This is a genomic window from Bacteroidota bacterium (assembly GCA_040388375.1).
GTDB lineage: Bacteria > Bacteroidota > Bacteroidia > UKL13-3 > UKL13-3 > JAAFJM01.
Map to the genome: position 1 here is coordinate 88,875 of JAZKBU010000005.1, position 18,631 is coordinate 107,505.

Here is an 18,631-nt window from a genome sequence, read left to right on the forward strand (position 1 = left end):
GTTATTATATAGCAGCTAACTACCATATGCAAGAACTTTCTTCCTTATAAGTTTCCTAGTATCATATCTCTTGGTTAATACTAGGATTCTTTCGCAGAATAGTTAGTGCTGGGTATTGCTCATTTTTTTATTTTATCAAAAGGGCTAAATTTTACCCAATTGTTCCTGCCTCTCCAACTCTAGCTAATTTCCTAAGGCCTTATCAATGTAATAGAACCACGTACTACCGTTTCTTTGTCTTGTGGGTTAAACTTATATTTAAATATATAATAGTAAACCCCGTCAGGGCAAATATTTCCTTCGTTATCTGTTTTACCATTCCAGTTGTTACCATCGTTGGCTACACCGTCTTTGGTACCTTCAAATACTTTACCACCCCAACGGTTAAATATTTGTATGTTATAGTTCGTTTGCCCTAGTATTTCTATGTCAAACGCATCGTTTTTATTGTCGTTATCAGGCGTAAATACATTTGGAATATTGATTAAACGGGCCACAGGAATGATGGTTTTGCATAAGGTATCGTAACAGTCGTTTTTGCTTTTAGCTATTAAACATACTTTAAAACTATCGTTTAAATTGTTATAGTTATGTGTAGGGTTTTGTAAGATCGACTCGTTAGCACTACCAGAACTAGGCTGCCCAAAATCCCACTGATATGAAACCGCATTAACAGATTTATTGGTAAATGTATAAATAGGTGAATTAGCGGCATCAATATCAAAATCAGCTTTAATGCTTCTTACATATATTGGATGCACAGCGGTATCAATACAAGTGATAGGAGCAGTAGTTGAGGGCGTTAGTTTAATATAGTAACTACCGGAGTCACTAAAACTATATTTAAAAATAGAATCAGAACTAGGACTTAATGGTTTGGTAAATCCGGTACTGGTTTGCCATAAAAATTGTTTATATATAGTATCGGCATTATTGGTCTTAACAGTAAACTCTACATTCGGGCAAATGGTATCAGGCCCCGATAAATTAACCAATGGTTTATCGTATACCGTTACGTAAACCGGTCGCACATTAGGGTTCAATGTGTCCGGGTAAACAGAAGTACAGAAAATAATTCCACCCGTAACATTATCTGTAATAGAGTCGGTTCCCAATAGCAATATTCTATAACGGCCTGCTTTTACTAAAGTAAAATCGGTAGCCGTATCTTTTTTGGTAGATATGACAAAATCAAGCGGCCCATTTACAGTCCATTGCCAGCTTTGCAGTTGGCTGCCTGTTGTATTGTTTAATTTAATTTTTACAGGGCTACAACCTATTGTATCGCCACTGGCAACATTGTATTTAGGTTTAGGTCCTTTTATGGTTAACGGAGTAGTAATAGAATCTCTACACCCGGCTTGTGTTATAACGGTGTGCTTCAGTAAAAACGTACCGTTTTCCGTAAAGTCATGCAATGGGTCCTTTGCTTGGCTTGTACTCTTTAAATCACCAAAATCCCATTCGTACGAAATAATAGAATCGTATGGAGTACTGCCATATAACAACGATGAATCTATTTGTAATGATTGGTCTTTTAATGGAATAATTTTAGGTGCACAAATTAAGTTGGCACTAATAGGGGCAATACCGGCTTTTACATCCACTATTTTAATTTGGTCAGTATAGGTAAATGTATCACGACAACCTAAACTATCCTGAACAGCTATTCTTATAGTATAATTACCCGGTCTGCTGTATTTATGTTTGGGCGAATAACCTACCGGTACAAAAATATTGGTATCGCCAAAGTTATACCATATACGTTCTTTGTTTGCAGCCGCCCTAGCGGGTTTGTTCCAGTTGCCCGTGGCCAGTTTATAGTAATCTATATCATCTAAAAACTGCACACTATCCGACACACACCGTATTGAACTGTTTACTTTAGAATTTATCCTAAAGCCCAAATAAAGAATGGTATCATACGTTTCGGTACAGCCTTTGGTATTTAGTAAGGTGACGGAAATATGCTTAATACCCATGGTGCCAATGGTACTCGTTTGTTCATGAATAACAGAATCAGTGAGGGCAAAATTTTGTGTCTTTATAACACTTTCAAAACCAAAAGTGGCCTTTTTTAAACTGTCTTGTATGGAATCAACCATATTTAAAGTTATTTTATAGGGTGCACAAGTACCCTCTACCTTTAATCTGAATACGGGATTAAGAGGTAAAATTTGAAACATATTATGGTACCAGGCAGTATCATAACAATCACCATTTTTTACAATTAAGCCAACGGTAACAAATCCCTTTGGGTCAATAGTATTATTGTAAACAGTAGGATAGAACTTTTTATCGGTGGGCACACTGTCCCATCGGCCTGATAGGGAGTCAGTCATTATCCAAATTCTTTCGGGCTTACAGGTTGGTAATAGCTGATCGATTTTAAATATAAAAGCACTTGAAAAACAGAGTAGTGGCGGACCAAGTTCACCGGGTGGAATGGTATAAAAATACAAGCCTTTTCGGGTAGGCAAATCAGGCCCTGCATCGGGCGGTGATAAGCTAAGGGTTAAAGTATCTTCGTCACTACAATTCCGAATAGGGTCGCTAATAATTAATTTTACTTTATAACAACCGGGTTTGGTTGGGTCGTACTTATGTTTAATATAAGTACTATCCTTACTGTAACGGCAGTTTACACCAACGTTTTGCCCATTTTTAGTATAGGTAGTACATGGTGGCGCAAAGCCATCGCCAAAATCCCAAAGCCAATCGGGTACGTTTTGGTAAAAGCATGATAATTCAGGACGGGGTACCCTGAAAAATACAGTATCGTTTGGATTACACTGCGCTGCATTTAATGGTTTGGAGGTGTCGTTTGCTAAAATAGTATTAGGCCCGTAAATGTCTACAAAAGTATCAACTACTGAGTTACAGGTACCGAGTGAAGCACGCATGCGCACTTTGTATCTGCCGCAACTAAAACGTTTGTATATTTGGTAATAAATGTCAGTAACTACGCTATCAAATAAATCATTCTTTGGGTCAAATATAATCCATGAAATATTGGCTCCTACAGCACCCGGTACACTAAACGTATAGTTCTGGTCGCTGAAACATTTGCTGGTGTAATCAATTTGTAACTGATCGCTGAATTTAATGTTTCTGGCCCCGTTCACAAGTGTAAAGCTGTCTACACAATTGTTAAAATCAGTTACAATTAACTTGGGCGAAAAAAAGCCACCCTTGGTATAGTTGTGTACAAAGTTATTCCAGTTGATTCCGCTTGAGTCAATAGTTCCATCGTCAAAATCCCATTTGAACTTTTTTATTTTACTCAGTGGCATAATACTGGTATTTAAAAAAGTAACGGGGGTGGTATTACATTGTATAGTATATTGGGTGGTAAAACTAATTGGATCCATAGCCGGAAAAATCCTTACGGCATTGTTTCTTTCTAATCGGGTTAAGCAATTATTGGCATCGGTTACTTCTATAACCAATGAGAATAATCCGCCAAATTTTGAAGTATAGTTATGACAGAAATTTTTTGTTGCCAAAGGTGAGGGTTCAAAATTACCATCACCCCATAAAAAAGTACGGTCAATAATGGCTGCTCCACTGCTTCCCGGTGTAGATAAATCCTGCACACAAATAGCATTGCCTTTAAAACACTGGCTGTCGCTGCTTGTTATGTTAAAAGCGGCTATAGGTTTTGCTAATACCGTCATAAGCGGACCATTAACAATACATTGGGAGTTATTGGTAAATGTAATTTTTATGCTGGGTGTAAAAGTCCCCGTTACCGGGTAATTGTAGGTTGGATTGGCCTGTGTATTTAAAACGCCATTTCCAAAGTTCCATTCGTAAGTATTGGCCGTAAGTGTATTGTCAAAAGTTACGCTAAAGCTAACTGCATTGCCCAAACATACACTGGTAGAGGTAACAGCTATAACGCAGTTTTGTGCTTTAACACTTAAGCTAAGTAGGAATAAGGATAATAGTAAGAGGTTTTTTACCATATTGTATATGTTCAAAAATGCACCTATTAGGTTGCATCGCTATTGTTTTTTATAAGCCAAAACGAATATAACCATGTTTTATATTACCTTATATGCCTATTTATGTAATTTTTTCTTAATTGTTTAAATATGTTTTACTTATGAGATAATCTGTTTACATTAAGTGCAGTAAATTAGCTATGTCCTCTTCGAGTGTATTTTTAGCTTTTTCAATAATACGTCCTTGCTCTTTACCATCTTTAAAAAATATAAAAGTAGGTACATTGGTCACTTGCAAAACACTAACATTAAGCGCATTTGTTTCCTTTTGCTCGTTTACCATTATCAGCTCAATATTTTTATTCGGAATGCCAATGGCATCGGCTAATTTGTAAAAATGAGGCAATTCTCTTTGTGTATCACCACACCAGGTACCAGCAATTACCAGTATTTTTAAATCTTCTTTTAAAGGTTTTAGTTGGTTTACAATTTCTGGGTTTGGTTTATAGTTTGTGTAACCTTCATCAAACCATTTAAAGTTTTTGTTATTGCTTAAATCACTTTTTGAAACACGTCCGTTTAAAATCATATTGCCATTTTGGTTTTGAGAAGTAAAGTTTTTACAAGTAGTGCAAGCACCTATTGTAAACAATAAAAAGATATAAAAATATTTCATGTATTAGTTGGAATAAATAATAACAATAATACTAATAATAGTTTGATAAATGAGTATTTAACCACAGCCGTTTATTCAGGCTTTTAACGGGTAAAAAAAGTAGGGACAACAGCACTAAATGGTACTGATAAAATTGAAAATGCGCTGAGGTAAATGGGTTAAATCGGCTGTTTTATCTAGGCAAATAGAAATATGTCCGTTGTCAATTTCTTTGATTAGTTGAAAGAAGTTGCCATAGGCTATAATCATAAAATTTAAACCGCCACAATCAACATTGCCTCTTTGCCTTGCCAAAGTTAATAAAGCTGGATTGACAAACAACTCTTCGTATTTATCACTTTCGCCCGAAGAGTTATCAGGATGTTGTTGTTTTTGCTTAGCCGTTAAATGCTGATTTCTGTAAATAGCAACGTACCTTATTTGCTCAGAAAATTGAAATAAGGATGCTATTATTTTATCATCTTCCTGTTGCATATTAGTAGTCTAATTCCAATTCAAGTAATTGCCTTAAAGTAGCCAGGTTAGGGTTTTGCTCCGTCATTTTATTAAACTTATCTTCTACCGAAAGCGATTTAGTTTCAGGAATCAGTGTAGGGTCAATGGTGAACTCAACATCTATAGTCGTATTTTTAAGTTGCGTTCTTAAAAATTGAATAATATTTAAACGCTGGTCTTCAAACAAACTTTTTTCATGGTTACTGCCTAGTACAATGCTAACCATGTTGGTTTCAGATAACTTGAGTGTACGTTCTTTTATAAAGCTTAAACTGGCTTTTTCAATTTGCCTCACGTAGTCTTTCCAGGTTTTAACCAAATCGTCATAAGTAAAAGATTCATCAACGTTTGTTATTACGATGCTTTCCTTCTTTTCCTCGTCTTCTGTTTGGCTGGTGAGTATGGCTGTTTTAAGTCTTTCTGCCATCTCCTCCTTTTTCTGCGATAGCAAATCATCAGCTCTTTTGCCAAACAAACTTCCGCCTGTATTGCCGGTAAAAGAAGGTTTTTCAGTAACAGGCTTTGGTGTAGTTTCCGTATTGGCAGCAACTACATTTGGCAGCGGTTCTGCAATTGGTTTTACTTCCTCTTGTATGGTGGTATTGGTTAAAGTAGCAGTAGTACTGGTGTTATCCGGCATATTGATGCCAGTATTTTCAGTAGTATCAGTTATTTTTTTTTTAGTTCAACATTGCCATTTTGCAAGTTGATATAAGATTGTAGGTGGCAAAGTTTCATTAAGCAAAGCTCTACATGAAGCCTTTGGTTTTTGGCCGCTTTGTAATCAAGTTCACATTTGTTTAATACATTTAATGCATTAATGAGTAATCCTGAACTGGCTGCAGCGCCTTGCTCCATAAACTTTTTAGCCACACTTTGTGATACTTCAAGTAGTTTAACCGTATCTGGGTGTTTACATACCAATAAGTTTCTGATATGCTCGCTAAAGCCTCCTAAAAAATGAAGTGAATCAAATCCATTGGTTAATATATCATCAAACAGCAATAACATACCTGCTAAATCTTCGTTTAACAGTAAGTTTACGGCTTTAAAGTAATAGTCGTAATCAAGTATGTTTAAGTTATTTATTACATCTTGGTACTTAATATTATTACCGCTAAAACTAACAATCCTGTCAAAAATAGAAAGAGCATCACGCATAGCGCCATCAGCTTTTTGCGCTATAATATGTAGTGCATCTTCATCGGCAGTAATGTTTTCTTTTTCACAAATTTGTTTAAGCTGCTTTACTGCATCGTCAATTTTTATTCTGTGAAAATCAAAAACCTGGCAACGGGAAATAATAGTCGGTAAAATTTTATGTTTTTCTGTAGTAGCTAAAATAAACTTAGCGTATGGAGGTGGTTCTTCTAATGTTTTTAAAAAGGCATTGAACGCTTGCGCACTCAACATGTGAACCTCATCAATAATATATATTTTATAAGTAGCTCCTTGTGGTGCATACCTAACTTGTTCTACCAAAGCCCTTATATCGTCAACCGAGTTATTGCTGGCAGCATCTAATTCATATATGTTAAACGAAGCATTGTTGTTAAAAGCATTGCAACTATCACAGTTATTACAGGCTTCTAATTCAGGTGTAAGATTGGTACAGTTAATGGTTTTTGCTAAAAGTCTGGCCGATGTAGTTTTACCTACACCACGTGGTCCACAAAATAAAAAGGCGTGCGCTAAATGTCTGTTTTTAATAGCATTTTTTAAAGTTTGTACAACATGGCCTTGGCCAATTACTGTATCGAAACTAGCCGGACGATATTTACGGGCAGACACCACAAAATTTTCCATGCCCGCAATTAATTTCATTTTTTGCATAAAATAAAACTTTTTGTGCTTTGTTGATATATTGTTGGTGGTACCCAGCGGTCAACTGTTTTATGAGCAGACTTTTAGCTATAAATGTAATCTGTTAGCTAAAGTCTGTTATGAAAATAACGGGAAGCATTATTTGGGAAAAAATTTGTGCTTCAAACCATATTAGTTTAATTTCGAAGCCAAGAAAGGTATAAATGAAAAAAGCGCATGTTTCGCAAATAAATGCATTGCAGGATGTTATTCTGGTAAACAAACCATTGGGATGGACAAGTTTTCAGGTGGTAAATAAATTGCGCTATGCCATTACCCGGTTTCACAAAGAAAGTTTATTGGAAAACAATGGGCAAAAACGCAGAATAAAAGTAGGACATGCAGGCACACTCGATCCTTTAGCTACCGGTTTATTAATTATTTGTGTGGGAAAAGAAACCAAAAATATAGACCAATACATGGCTACTGAAAAGGAATATACGGGGAGTTTTTGTTTAGGTGCTACCAGACCCAGTTACGATAAAGAAACAGAAATTAACCAGCACTTTGAAACAAGCCATATTACCAATGAATTGATAATGGAAGTAGCTGCCGGTTTTGTAGGAGAGCAAATGCAAATGCCACCCATATTTTCAGCCATAAAAAAAGATGGACAAAGGGCATACAACGCAGCGCGTAGTGGCACTGAAATAGTTTTAGATAAGCGATTGATTAATATACTATCGTTTGAGATTACAAAAATTGAAATGCCTTTGGTTTACTTTAAAATAGTATGTAGCAAAGGAACTTATATACGCAGTATTGCAAACGATTTTGGCGAAAAATTAAGCAGCGGTGCTTACCTTGATTCACTGTGCAGAACAGCTAGTGGAAACTATCTTTTAACCGATGCGGTAACCATTGAAGAATTTTTGCAGGTAGAAAATAAAGAATAAGTAGTTTTAAATTGATAAAAATATGAAATCATATAGCATAGAAACAGGACGGTTTAAATTAGATGGTGGAGCCATGTTTGGTGTAGTTCCTAAATCAATCTGGAACAAGTTAAATCCGGCCGATGATAACAATATGATTAGTTTGGCTATGCGTTGTTTATTAATTGAAGATGGAAACAGGTTGATGTTAATAGACAATGGAATGGGCGATAAACAAGATGCTAAATTTTTTGGACATTATTATATGCATGGCGATTTTACATTGGAGAAATCGCTGGCAGCACATGGCTTTACAACTGATGATATAACAGATATGGTTTTAACACATTTGCATTTTGACCATTGTGGTGGCAGCATAAAATGGAACAGTGACAGAACCAAATATGAAACAGCTTTTAAAAATGCTACTTACTGGATTGCTGATGCACACTGGCAAGAAGCTATAGCACCCAACCCAAGAGAAAAGGCTAGTTTTTTAAAAGAAAATATTTTACCGATTGAAGAAAGCGGACAATTAAAATTATTGAAACAAAACGAAAAATTCCATTCAGAAATTGATTTACTTTTTACCGTTGGGCATACCAATAACATGATGCATCCCATTGTACCTTATAACAATACTAAATTGATTTATTTGGCTGATGTAATACCAACTATGGCGCATATTCCTACCCCTTATGTAATGGGCTATGATGTGCGTCCGCTTGATACGATGAAAGAAAAAACTAATATTTTAAAGCAAGCTGCCGATAACAATTATTTACTCTATTTTGAACACGACCCATTCAACGAAATGTGTTCGGTGCACGAAACAGAAAAAGGCATCAGGGTAAAAGATATTTTAAAAATGGAGTAATAAAAAAAGTGGTATTTATTGTACCACTTTTTTTATGCTTATCCGGCTTTTTTCAAATACTCGTTAGCCTTGTCTTTATAATAAGGTTTTAGTTCCGTTGGAACGGTTTTAAGTATTTCTATTTGTTTGTTTTTCTCATCCAGGTATTTATCAAAAATAGGAGGAGGGGCAGTCTTTTCTTTTTCCTTACTTTGTTCTGCTTCCCTTTTTTTATCCTGTTCCTGTTTCTTTTCTGCTTTCTCGCTTTCAAGCATACGTGTCAGTATTTCTTCTTGGCGGTTTATTGTTTCCTGACTCAAACGTTTGTTAAACAATTCCCGTTCGGTTTGTTCCATTTGTTTTTGCAGTTGTTGCAATTTACCGGCACCACCCAATCCTTCTTTTTCTTTGGCATCCATTTGGCTTAGCATTTTTTGTAATTGCTGGCGAATAGCCATTTGTTGTGCGGCCATTCTTGCAAATTGTTCACTGCCTGTACCTCCTGGTTTATCTCCATTTTTGCCACTGCCATTGTTGTTTTGGCCTTCGCGCAATTGTTTGTTCAGCTCCTCTTGCATTTTTTTAAGTTGACTCATGCTTTTGTTGCCCTTGCCTTTTCCGCTGCCTTTGCCTTGTCCCTTACCTTCACCTTTTCCTTTTTGCGGCTTACCACTTTTTTTGCCTTTACCTTCACCACTACTTTGCAAGTCGTTTTGCATTTGTTTTAATACATCGCTCAGCATTACGGCAAGGTTATTCATATGCGTCATAGCCGTTTGTTGGTCAACTCTTATTTGAGGGATGTTACGTACTGTAAATCCTTGATTAGCCTTGTTCATGTGGCTATTCATTTTGGTCATTTCTTTATTAATAAATGAGCTTATTTCTGGTACCCTTTTACTTAATGCATCCAAGCTGTCTTCTATTATTTTAGCATTGTCTTTTAAGTTTTTTTGCTCCTGACCCATTTGCACAAATTGAGGATTGTATCCATTTACCTCTCTGAATTTTTGCATAAGCCCTTCTTGCTGCTTACTTAACTCTACCAAGTTTTCAATAACTTCCCTTATTGCCTGCACATCTATTTCAGCCTCTTTGGCTTCCTGCTCTTCTTTGTTTTTCTTCATTTTCTCAGCCATTTCTTTCATTTTTTCGGCTGCTTTCTTTTGTTTTTTTTGCGCCTGACTTTCTTTGCCATCATTTAAGTCATCGCTGCTTTTTTTCATTTCTTCTTCTATACTTTTTTCTTCCTCTTTGGTATCAGTCAGTTCTTTTTTATCTTCAAGCGACTCGTTTTGTTTTTCAATGTCTTTCAGGTCTTTTTTTAACTCGTCAAACTCTTTATTCAGTTTGTCTTGTTCCTTTTTCAACTCTTCGCTCGAAGCCTTTTTTTGCTCTGTTTTTTGTTGTAAGTCTTCTTGTTTCTGCGCTAAATTCTCCAAGTCTTTGGTGGCATTATCCAGTTTTTTTTCTAACTCTAATTCCTTGTACATTTCCAGCATTTTATCCAGCTCTTTTTCTACATCCTTATTGTTCAGTTGCAGGTTTTCCATTTCTTGTTTCAACTGATTTTTGTTTTGCTGTTTCATCATGTCCTCCACCTTTTTCATCAGTTGTTTCATTTCATCATTCATCAACTCATTGTACATTTTTTCAATTTGTTGTTGCTTTTCTAAAATGTTTTCAGCCTCTTTTTTATATTCTTGTTCACGCTGGTTATTCAGTTTAAATTCTTTGTTGAGCTGTTCAATTTTTTTATTGAGTTCCTGTTGTTGTTTTAAAATGCTTTCAGCTTTGCGTTTCTCTTCCCACGTTAGTTCTCTTTTCTCCTGCATTTTTTGTTGTAATAGTTTTAATTCCTGTTGCAACTCTTTTGCTTCTTTAAGCGCTTCTTCCATTTTACTTTGAGTAGCCTCTGCATTTTTACTGCTTTGTTCTTTTAACTCCTGTTGGCTGGCCGCTTTAAATAACATGGTTTTCGATTTGGCTGATTTGGCGCCAAACACACCATCATTATCCCATATTTCAAAGTAATATTCTAACTCATCACCCGATTCAATATTGGTTTCATTCAAATCGATATAGTAGTTAAAACGAATAGGGTTTTGTTTCCTGTCAATAGCAATTAAACGGGTACTTGTTTTGTTTAATTTTGCTTTGTTTTCACTATTTACAAAACGATAATTAAAAGTTAGTTTAGTTAATCCGTAATCATCATTTCCATCGCCAATAAAGTAAACCTGTTTGCCAGTAACCGAATCACGTTTTTCTTCTACATTAATAATAGGTAATGCATCGGGAATAACGGTTAAAGCATAGTACATGGAGTCGCCTTTTGCTTTGGTTAAATTACTGTTTTTTATAAAATAATTTTGACTGACAAATACTTTTTTATGGAAAGAAAAATGGCTTTCATCACTAGCCGAAGCTTCTACTGTTTTATTGTCAAATCCAAGTTCAATTTTAGTTGTTTGTTTACTGGTAAAGTTCCATGTTAAATTAGTTCCTGCCGGAACCGAAAAATCAGTTGGGTTATTTATTACCTCTTCTTTTTTACCTAAATAACTAGGGTACACACATTTTACTTGGTAGCCTAAAATAATAGGCTTAGCCACTACATTTAAAGTATATGCCTGGCTATTAAATTCATCAGCTTGTAAGTTAAATAAAGTACTTTTTTGTACGTTTTTAAAACTGTATAAAAAATGGGTTTTATCCTTTTGTTGTAGTTTGTATAAGTTGCCATCTACATTAATGAAAACCTCGCTGGGTATTTGCTTACCCGATACTTTAACCTGTAAATCAAAATCAGTGAACTGTTCGCTATTTAAGTCAGTGTTTTCAATAGTAAAATTAAAAGGGGCAATAGGGGCAAAAGTTTTATCGTATTGTAATATACGTTTACTTCCATCGCTCAATAAATCAGGCTTTACAAAACTTAATAAAACAATAGCAATAATGGGCAGTATAGCATATTTGGCGTATTTTAAGTTTTCTTTAAAATTAACAGCGAGTTGAAAAGGAATAGGATTTAGCAAAGCCGTTTTTTGTTCAATAGCTGCTATTAATAAACTATTGTCTTGCTGCAAAGCATCGGCTGTATGTTTCAGTTGTAATGTATTTAGTAAGCTATCGTTTACGTTGCTAAAATGCTTGCCAATAATAGTAGAAGCCTGTTCGTAATTAATGGTTTTTCTTAGCTTTAAAATACCGGTTAATGGAATAACAATATACTTAACAATACCAAAAATGGTAAAAGCCAAGAAAGTGAAAAATATGCAGGCCCTTATTGTTGAATTATACCTGCCAAAATATTCCAAAGTAGCAATTAAAATAAAAGTAGAAATGGTAGCAATGAAAAAAAATATAGACCCTTTTATTAATTGATTTTTGTAATATTTGCGTATAAACGCATCTAATTTTTGTGTTAGTATTTGATAATGGCTGCTCATGGTTACTCAAAAGCGAATTTATAGTTTAATAACGAAGGAAAAAGTAAAAATTTTTAAATGGAAAACGACCCTATTTAGGCGAAAATTACCTGAAATGGTTAAAGTCAGTAACTTATGTCTTGGTTTGGAAAATATAGCCATTTTTACCCTACAACAGCGCCCTTACCAATGCCAAATAGTTTTTACCGGAATACAACCAATTACTAAATTATGTTTACTTATTGTTTTATAAAAGCAAAGTTTATATTTGCTAACTAGCTTAATTAAACATAAACAGATGTTATTGAGAGCTAAAATTTTTGTAAAATATTTTAAATCAAATAAATGAAACACTTTAACGCATTAAAAAAAGGTTTATTTCTGTTAAGTGCCAGTGCATTTTTGTTAACAGCAAAAGCGCAAACGGCCCGTTTTCAAATCATTCATAATGCAGCCGATCCGGTTTTAGATACGGTTGACGTTTATGTAAATGGAACTAAATGGGATAACATAGCTTTCAGACAAGCCTCTTCTCTAATTACAGTAAATGCAGGAACAGTATTAATCAATATAAACGATAAGTCAAGTGTTGATAGTAGTGATCAGGTATTGACCAGGTTCTCAAAAGCATTAACTGCTAACTCAAATACTATATTAATGGTTGCAGGTGTAAGTAATACAAGCAATTTTGCTGCTAACCCCAATAGTGTAAATACAGCTATCCAGTTAGTTTCAAAAGCAGTAACCACTTTGGCTGCAGGCAGCGGAAAAGTACAAATCAGCTTTATGCATGGAGTAACAGATGCTCCATCTGTTGATATTTTCTCTCGTCCTTCACCTACATCAGGTGCATTACCAACGGGTTTATTATACGGACAAGCAAGTGGTACAACACCTGTTTTCTTCGATAATGGTACCATTTACGCTGAAATCCGTTTAGCCGGAACAAAAAACGTATTGAAATCATATACAACCAGTTTAAGTGCATTTAACCAACAAGCCATTACTGTTTTTGCTTCAGGATTTGTTGATCCTTTAGCCAATCAAAATGGCTATGGAATGGGTTTATTTGCGGTAGATACTAACGGAAATGTAGTGGTGTTAAAAGAAGCTGCAAGAGTTCAGTTAATTCATAATGCACCCGATACAGCAATAAAAAATGTAGATATTTACTTTAATGATGATAAACTGGTATCGAATTTAGCTTTTAGAAAAGCAACTGCTTTTTTTACTGCTGAAGCAGGTGCACACAGAATAAGAGTAGCGAATGCTAACCAAACCGATACTATTTTTTATATACCATCGGTAACTTTATTTACAGGTAAATCATACGTGGCTATAGCTACAGGTGTAAAAGATACTACAACTTATGCTGCAAATCCTGAAGGACACGACAGAGGATTTACCATTAATGGTTTTGACAGTTTATCAGAAGGTTCAACAGTAACCGGTAACTTTCAGTATGTAGTTTATAATGGTACGCCAGATGCAGTAGATTTATCATTCAACAGAATTTCAAATAACACTACAATTATCAGTAATTTAGCTTATGGCAAATTCTCTAATTTATTAAACGCCAATGCAAACTTTATTTTTAATGTAAGTAACAGTACGCAAACTGCCTATAACGGAGCTTATACTTTAACCGCTACAGGTACTAACTTAAACCAATCAGGTGTTATATTTACTTCAGGTTTTTATAGCGAAACTGGAAACCCTGTTAATTCACCATCGTTTAAAATTTATGTTGCTTATAACAATGGTACTGTAGCTGAGTTAATTCGTTTAAAAAACAAATTACAAATTATACATAACTCGCCTGATACAACCATTAAAACTATTGATGTATATGCAAACGGAGTAAAATTTGTAAATGGATTAGGCTTTAGAAAAACAACAGGTATTGCAGCTACTGATGCATATGTGCCGGTTAGGTTAAACTTAACTAATGGTGGTTCGGTTGATACAAGTAATTCATTATGGGCAGTTAGTTTATTACCTGATTCAAACTTTAATATTGCTATCACTCACGGATTTACCGGAACTGCATATAGAGCTAACCCTGAAAGTATTTCAACTAACTTTGGTGTAACCGTAATAAGCCCTGCCAAACAAGTTGCTACTTTACCTAAACCAACCAATGAGGTTACGTTTTTCCATGGTGCGGTTAATCTAGGGAAAATTACTATACAAGGTGAGCAAGAAGGTTTGTTTGTAGCAAAATCAAACTCATATAAAACTACTTACAAATACTCTCCAACAAAAGGTAATGCAGCAGCTACTTACAATATTACTGATGCTAATTCTGGTGCAGGTATATCAACTTACAAAGCGAATTTCGTGGGAAGAACAGGTAATACAGGTGTGTTATTAGCTTCGGGTGTTGCTTTGGATTTAAGAACAGTAAAAGTACAGTATAAATTAGATTCATTACATACAGCTCTTAAGGACTCTGCTTTAAACTACGCTGATTCATTATTGTATACACAAAATAAAGATATACTATTAGGTTATTATATTGTTTGGACTGATGGCTCAGTAGATACTTTAGAAAGAGTAAGAGGAGTTGGTATTGCTGAGGTAACTAAACAAAACGAATTACTTTTATATCCAAACCCGGTTAAAGAAACTTTAAATGTAGTATTCACAAGTAAATCAAACCAGGAAGCAGCTATCAATATTATTGATTTACGAGGAGCGATTGTAAAATCGGAAAAAGTAAATTTGAGAAACAGCTTAAATGAAATAAGCTTAAATGTAAGCAACCTGAATGCAGGCATCTATTTTGTTCAACTAACCACCAATGAAGGTGTAGTAACAAAAAAATTAATTGTTGAATAAATAAGAGAATTAATACAATTGAAAATAGAAAAGCGGGCATTGTTACAATGCCCGCTTTTTTAATGCAAATACCTTATAAAAATATTATTTACTTAAGGTGTTTGCAATTATATTTGCTGCCTTATTTAAAAAAGCAATATGAGCAAAGGACCTATTTCAAATTTCATTGAAACACATTATAAACACTTTAATGCAGCCGCTTTAGTTGATGCTGCTAAAGGTTATGAAACACACCTTACCGAAGGTGGTAAAATGATGGTAACATTAGCAGGTGCTATGAGTACCGCTGAGTTAGGTAAATCATTAGCTGAAATGATTCGCCAGGGTAAAGTTGATATTATTAGCTGTACAGGTGCAAACTTAGAAGAGGATATTATGAATCTGGTAGCTCATAGTCATTACAAACGCGTACCTAATTACCGTGATTTAAGTCCGCAGGATGAATGGGATTTATTAGAAAACCATTACAACCGTGTAACCGATACTTGTATTCCTGAAGAGGAAGCTTTCCGCAGATTACAAAAACATATTTATAAAATTTGGAAAGATGCAGATACAGCAGGCGAACGCTTTTTTCCGCATGAATACATGTATAAAATATTGTTAAGTGGCGAGTTAAAACAATACTACGAAATTGATCCTAAAAACTCGTGGATGTTAGCTGCTGCTGAACGTAATTTGCCAATGGTAGTTCCGGGTTGGGAAGACTCAACAATGGGAAATATTTTTGCTTCATACGTTATTAAAAATGAAATAAAAGCCACTACAATGAAGTCAGGTATTGAATACATGGCTTGGTTAGCTGACTGGTATGTGAAAAACAGCGAAGGAAAAGGAATTGGTTTCTTTCAGATAGGTGGCGGTATTGCCGGTGATTTTCCTATTTGCGTAGTACCAATGTTATACCAAGATATGGAGATGGAAAACATTCCGTTTTGGAGTTATTTCTGCCAAATCAGCGATTCAACAACCAGTTATGGTTCGTATTCAGGAGCTGTACCAAACGAAAAAATTACTTGGGGTAAATTAGATATTCATACACCTAAGTTTATAGTAGAAAGTGATGCTACTATTGTGGCACCGCTTATGTTTGCCTGGATATTGGGTTGGTAAGATTAAAACTTATCTATACATAAAAAAGCCCTGCATGTTTTCATGCAGGGCTTTTTATTTTATGTCTTATTATTATTTCTTACTGGTTAATTCATTTACCAGATTATCGGCTTTGGCTACTTTTTGCAGTATCCATAAAACGTAGCGAATATCAACAGCTACACTTCTGCTATAGCTTTCGTTCCAGGCATAATCATTTATAGTAGCTGTGTAAGCCCTGTCAAAGTTTACACCTACCAGTTCGCCTTTTGCGTTCATAACAGGGCTACCGCTGTTACCACCTGTAGTATCTAAATTATATAAAAAATTAATAGGCAAATCATTAATGCTTGGTTTCAATAAATCGCCATAATCTTTGGCTGCATATAACTCTTTAATAACAGGTAGTAATTCATAATCCACACCATCTTCTTTTTGTATAATTCCGCTTAACGAAGTAAAAGGTGCATGGTATTCTGCATCGTTAGGGCTATAACCTTTTACATAACCGTAAGTAAAACGCAGTGTTGAGTTGGCATCCGGTACAAAGCTTTTGTTTTGATATACCGTTTTGGCATCTACATATTTTGCCATCAATAAATTTAACTCCGCGTCTCTTTTTTTATCCTCTTCATCAAAATAATTTATTTCAGTATTTAACTCATGTGCAAAGTTTAATAATGGGTCGTTAAGGGCAAACAGTTTTTCAATATCTTCATTGGCAAGCTTGTCAATAGCTTTGGCATCTTTAAAAATAGTGGTATTATAGAGTACATTTATATCGCCTAAACTACCTATTGCTTTAACCGTATTTTCTTTATTAAATGCTGCGGCATCGTCCGCCATTTTTGCTATGGCTACGCGCTCAAAAGTTTCATCGTATTTGTAGAATGTAGTATTGAGTAATTGTTTTAGTTTAACACCTTGCTTTAGTTTAAATTCAGTCCTTTCTGCATCGGTTTTTAAATTTTGAAAAGCTACTTTATAATTATCAACGGCCGCAGCAACTGATAGGATAGGGGCTATACTATAAATTTGATCGTACCATAAGTTACGTGGAGCATATTTAATAATATCATCATATAATACATTGATACGTGGAATAACCTGGCTGTAGGTAGCCTTTAAGGTTTCATCTTTTGATAGAAAATCTTGCAACAATTTTTCATCAGCATATTTTTTATCTGTTAATTTAACACGTTTAAAACCTTGTAATTTTCCTTTGAAATTTTTAGTTGTATTGGCTAATTGTTTTATACGTGTAGCATATTTTATTTCTAATGCTTTATTGCCTTTACCCAATTTTTCCATTTCATTTATTTGCCAATCGTAAATATTGCTGATGTATTGGAGCATGTATTGTTCGTGGTATTTATAAAATGCAGCAGGTTGGTGGCGGTAAGTTCTGCCGGGGTAACCCAGTATAAAAACAAAATCATTTTCATTTACACCTTTAGGGTTAATGGGTAAATACTTAGCTGGTTTATAAGGTATATTGTTGGGGCTATAATCAGCCGCACTTCCGTCAGGAGCTACATAAGCTCTTAAAAAAGCAAAGTCGCCACTGTGGCGAGGCCAAACCCAATTGTCTTTTTCTCCTCCGTATTCACCAATACTACGTGCCGGTACATAAACCAGTCGTACATCTTTTAATAACTTGTACCTGAATAAAACATAAGTCCTGCCGGTAAACATTTCCGATATTTCACAGCTCAATCCTTGGTTGGCTTTGTTTTCAGCCTCGGTTACAGTTTTTATATTATTGGCAATTATTTTTAAGCGTTCAGCCGCATCGCTGGTGCTTTGTGTACCTTGCAGTATTTTGCCCGATACATCTTCGTAGCTGGCTGTAATTTTGCATACCAGTCCTTTTGCCTGCGCTTCTTCATTTTTTGTTTTAGCTAAATAGCCATTTTTTATATAATCATGTGCGGTATCACTAATAGCAGCAACAAAGCTAAATGCACAGTGGTGGTTGGTTACTATTAAACCATCGTTACTTACAAAACTTCCTGTACATCCGCCAACACGTACTATAGCATCCATTATGCTAATACCATTAGGGTTATACAATTCAATTGGTTTTATTTTTAATCCAATCTTTTTAAGATCAATTTTTTTAATTTCAGATAAAGGAAACATGCCTTCGTCAGCTTTAAAGCTTTGGCTAATCCCAATAATAGCAAGGGTTAGTACAACTACAATATATTTTTTCATAACGTATAAAAGGCAGGCAATATAAATTATTTGTTAAGCATAATATATAAATATTGGTTTATGTAATAATGGAAATAATGCGACATTTTTCTTGAAGGTATTGTAACAAGCTTTTACCCCCCTTGCTTTTTGTTGTGTTTTTAATAAGTCCAATTTTTTTAAAATACGCACTATTGTATAATGTTTTGACAGTTAAATATTTGTAAGTTTAACTCGTGACAAATAAGTATTAAAATTTGAGTTTTCTGAAAGTTTTTATTGTAAAATTTTTGACAGCCGTAAATAAAATGACAAGGTGCTACTCCTTACCGCTACTCATTTTTCTTAATTTTTAGTAA

At 34.8% G+C, this 18,631-nt stretch carries 11 protein-coding genes; 4 read left to right on the plus strand and 7 right to left on the minus strand.

The genetic code is table 11. From position 1 onward, the window contains the following. Positions 1-191: 191 nt before the first annotated feature. From V4538_08075 to dnaX, 5 genes are all read right to left on the minus strand, one after another. Positions 192-3,968: a PKD domain-containing protein gene (locus V4538_08075; protein ID MES2380983.1), complete on the minus strand. Its 3,777-nt coding sequence runs from the start codon at positions 3,966-3,968 to the stop codon at positions 192-194. 154 nt (positions 3,969-4,122) lie between these two features. Beyond that, the gene (locus V4538_08080) at positions 4,123-4,623 is read right to left on the minus strand and encodes a thioredoxin family protein (protein ID MES2380984.1); all 501 of its coding nucleotides are present in this window, start codon (positions 4,621-4,623) and stop codon (positions 4,123-4,125) included. A gap of 114 nt (positions 4,624-4,737) precedes the next feature. Further along, positions 4,738-5,097 (minus strand): hypothetical protein, encoded by a 360-nt coding sequence (locus tag V4538_08085; GenBank protein MES2380985.1) that lies wholly within the window; start codon positions 5,095-5,097, stop codon positions 4,738-4,740. A gap of 1 nt (position 5,098) precedes the next feature. Then, a complete protein-coding gene (locus V4538_08090; protein ID MES2380986.1) occupies positions 5,099-5,758 on the minus strand; it encodes a hypothetical protein in 660 nt (219 codons plus the stop codon). A 29-nt stretch (positions 5,759-5,787) separates the two neighbouring features. After that, positions 5,788-6,942 (minus strand): DNA polymerase III subunit gamma/tau, encoded by a 1,155-nt coding sequence (gene dnaX, locus V4538_08095; GenBank protein MES2380987.1) that lies wholly within the window; start codon positions 6,940-6,942, stop codon positions 5,788-5,790. Positions 6,943-7,145: 203 nt separating this feature from the next. On the opposite strand from dnaX, the gene truB reads away from it, so the two are divergent. Both truB and V4538_08105 read left to right on the plus strand, forming a co-directional pair. Then, positions 7,146-7,877: a tRNA pseudouridine(55) synthase TruB gene (gene truB / locus V4538_08100; protein MES2380988.1), complete on the plus strand. Its 732-nt coding sequence runs from the start codon at positions 7,146-7,148 to the stop codon at positions 7,875-7,877. 22 nt (positions 7,878-7,899) lie between these two features. Then, entirely contained in the window at positions 7,900-8,733 is an 834-nt protein-coding gene (locus V4538_08105; protein MES2380989.1) for an MBL fold metallo-hydrolase, read from the plus strand. Positions 8,734-8,771: 38 nt separating this feature from the next. Here the strand turns inward: V4538_08105 and V4538_08110 are convergent, their stop codons facing one another. Then, positions 8,772-12,164, minus strand: coding sequence for a hypothetical protein (locus tag V4538_08110; protein MES2380990.1), 3,393 nt, complete (start codon positions 12,162-12,164; stop codon positions 8,772-8,774). Between the two features lie 324 nt (positions 12,165-12,488). Here V4538_08110 and V4538_08115 point away from each other — a divergent pair, with 324 nt between their 5' ends. Together V4538_08115 and V4538_08120 are read left to right on the plus strand one after the other, a co-directional pair. Continuing rightward, on the plus strand, positions 12,489-14,984 hold the full coding sequence (locus V4538_08115) for a DUF4397 domain-containing protein (protein ID MES2380991.1): 2,496 nt from the start codon (positions 12,489-12,491) through the stop codon (positions 14,982-14,984). A 138-nt stretch (positions 14,985-15,122) separates the two neighbouring features. Further along, positions 15,123-16,097, plus strand: coding sequence for a deoxyhypusine synthase family protein (locus V4538_08120; protein MES2380992.1), 975 nt, complete (start codon positions 15,123-15,125; stop codon positions 16,095-16,097). A 72-nt stretch (positions 16,098-16,169) separates the two neighbouring features. On the opposite strand, the gene V4538_08125 is transcribed toward V4538_08120, so the two are convergent. Then, positions 16,170-18,293, minus strand: a complete 2,124-nt coding sequence (locus V4538_08125; protein MES2380993.1) for a S46 family peptidase — start codon at positions 18,291-18,293, stop codon at positions 16,170-16,172. Positions 18,294-18,631 lie beyond the last annotated feature (338 nt).

What these genes read in the sequence shown, in the direction of transcription:
- V4538_08075 (MES2380983.1), bottom strand. Translation starts at nt 3,968, where the DNA reads ATGGTAAAAAACCTCTTACTATTATCCTTATTCCTACTTAGCTTAAGT.
- V4538_08080 (MES2380984.1), bottom strand. Translation starts at nt 4,623, where the DNA reads ATGAAATATTTTTATATCTTTTTATTGTTTACAATAGGTGCTTGCACT.
- V4538_08085 (MES2380985.1), bottom strand. Translation starts at nt 5,097, where the DNA reads ATGCAACAGGAAGATGATAAAATAATAGCATCCTTATTTCAATTTTCT.
- V4538_08090 (MES2380986.1), bottom strand. Translation starts at nt 5,758, where the DNA reads ATGCCGGATAACACCAGTACTACTGCTACTTTAACCAATACCACCATA.
- dnaX (MES2380987.1), bottom strand. Translation starts at nt 6,942, where the DNA reads ATGAAATTAATTGCGGGCATGGAAAATTTTGTGGTGTCTGCCCGTAAA.
- truB (MES2380988.1), top strand. Translation starts at nt 7,146, where the DNA reads ATGAAAAAAGCGCATGTTTCGCAAATAAATGCATTGCAGGATGTTATT.
- V4538_08105 (MES2380989.1), top strand. Translation starts at nt 7,900, where the DNA reads ATGAAATCATATAGCATAGAAACAGGACGGTTTAAATTAGATGGTGGA.
- V4538_08110 (MES2380990.1), bottom strand. Translation starts at nt 12,164, where the DNA reads ATGAGCAGCCATTATCAAATACTAACACAAAAATTAGATGCGTTTATA.
- V4538_08115 (MES2380991.1), top strand. Translation starts at nt 12,489, where the DNA reads ATGAAACACTTTAACGCATTAAAAAAAGGTTTATTTCTGTTAAGTGCC.
- V4538_08120 (MES2380992.1), top strand. Translation starts at nt 15,123, where the DNA reads ATGAGCAAAGGACCTATTTCAAATTTCATTGAAACACATTATAAACAC.
- V4538_08125 (MES2380993.1), bottom strand. Translation starts at nt 18,293, where the DNA reads ATGAAAAAATATATTGTAGTTGTACTAACCCTTGCTATTATTGGGATT.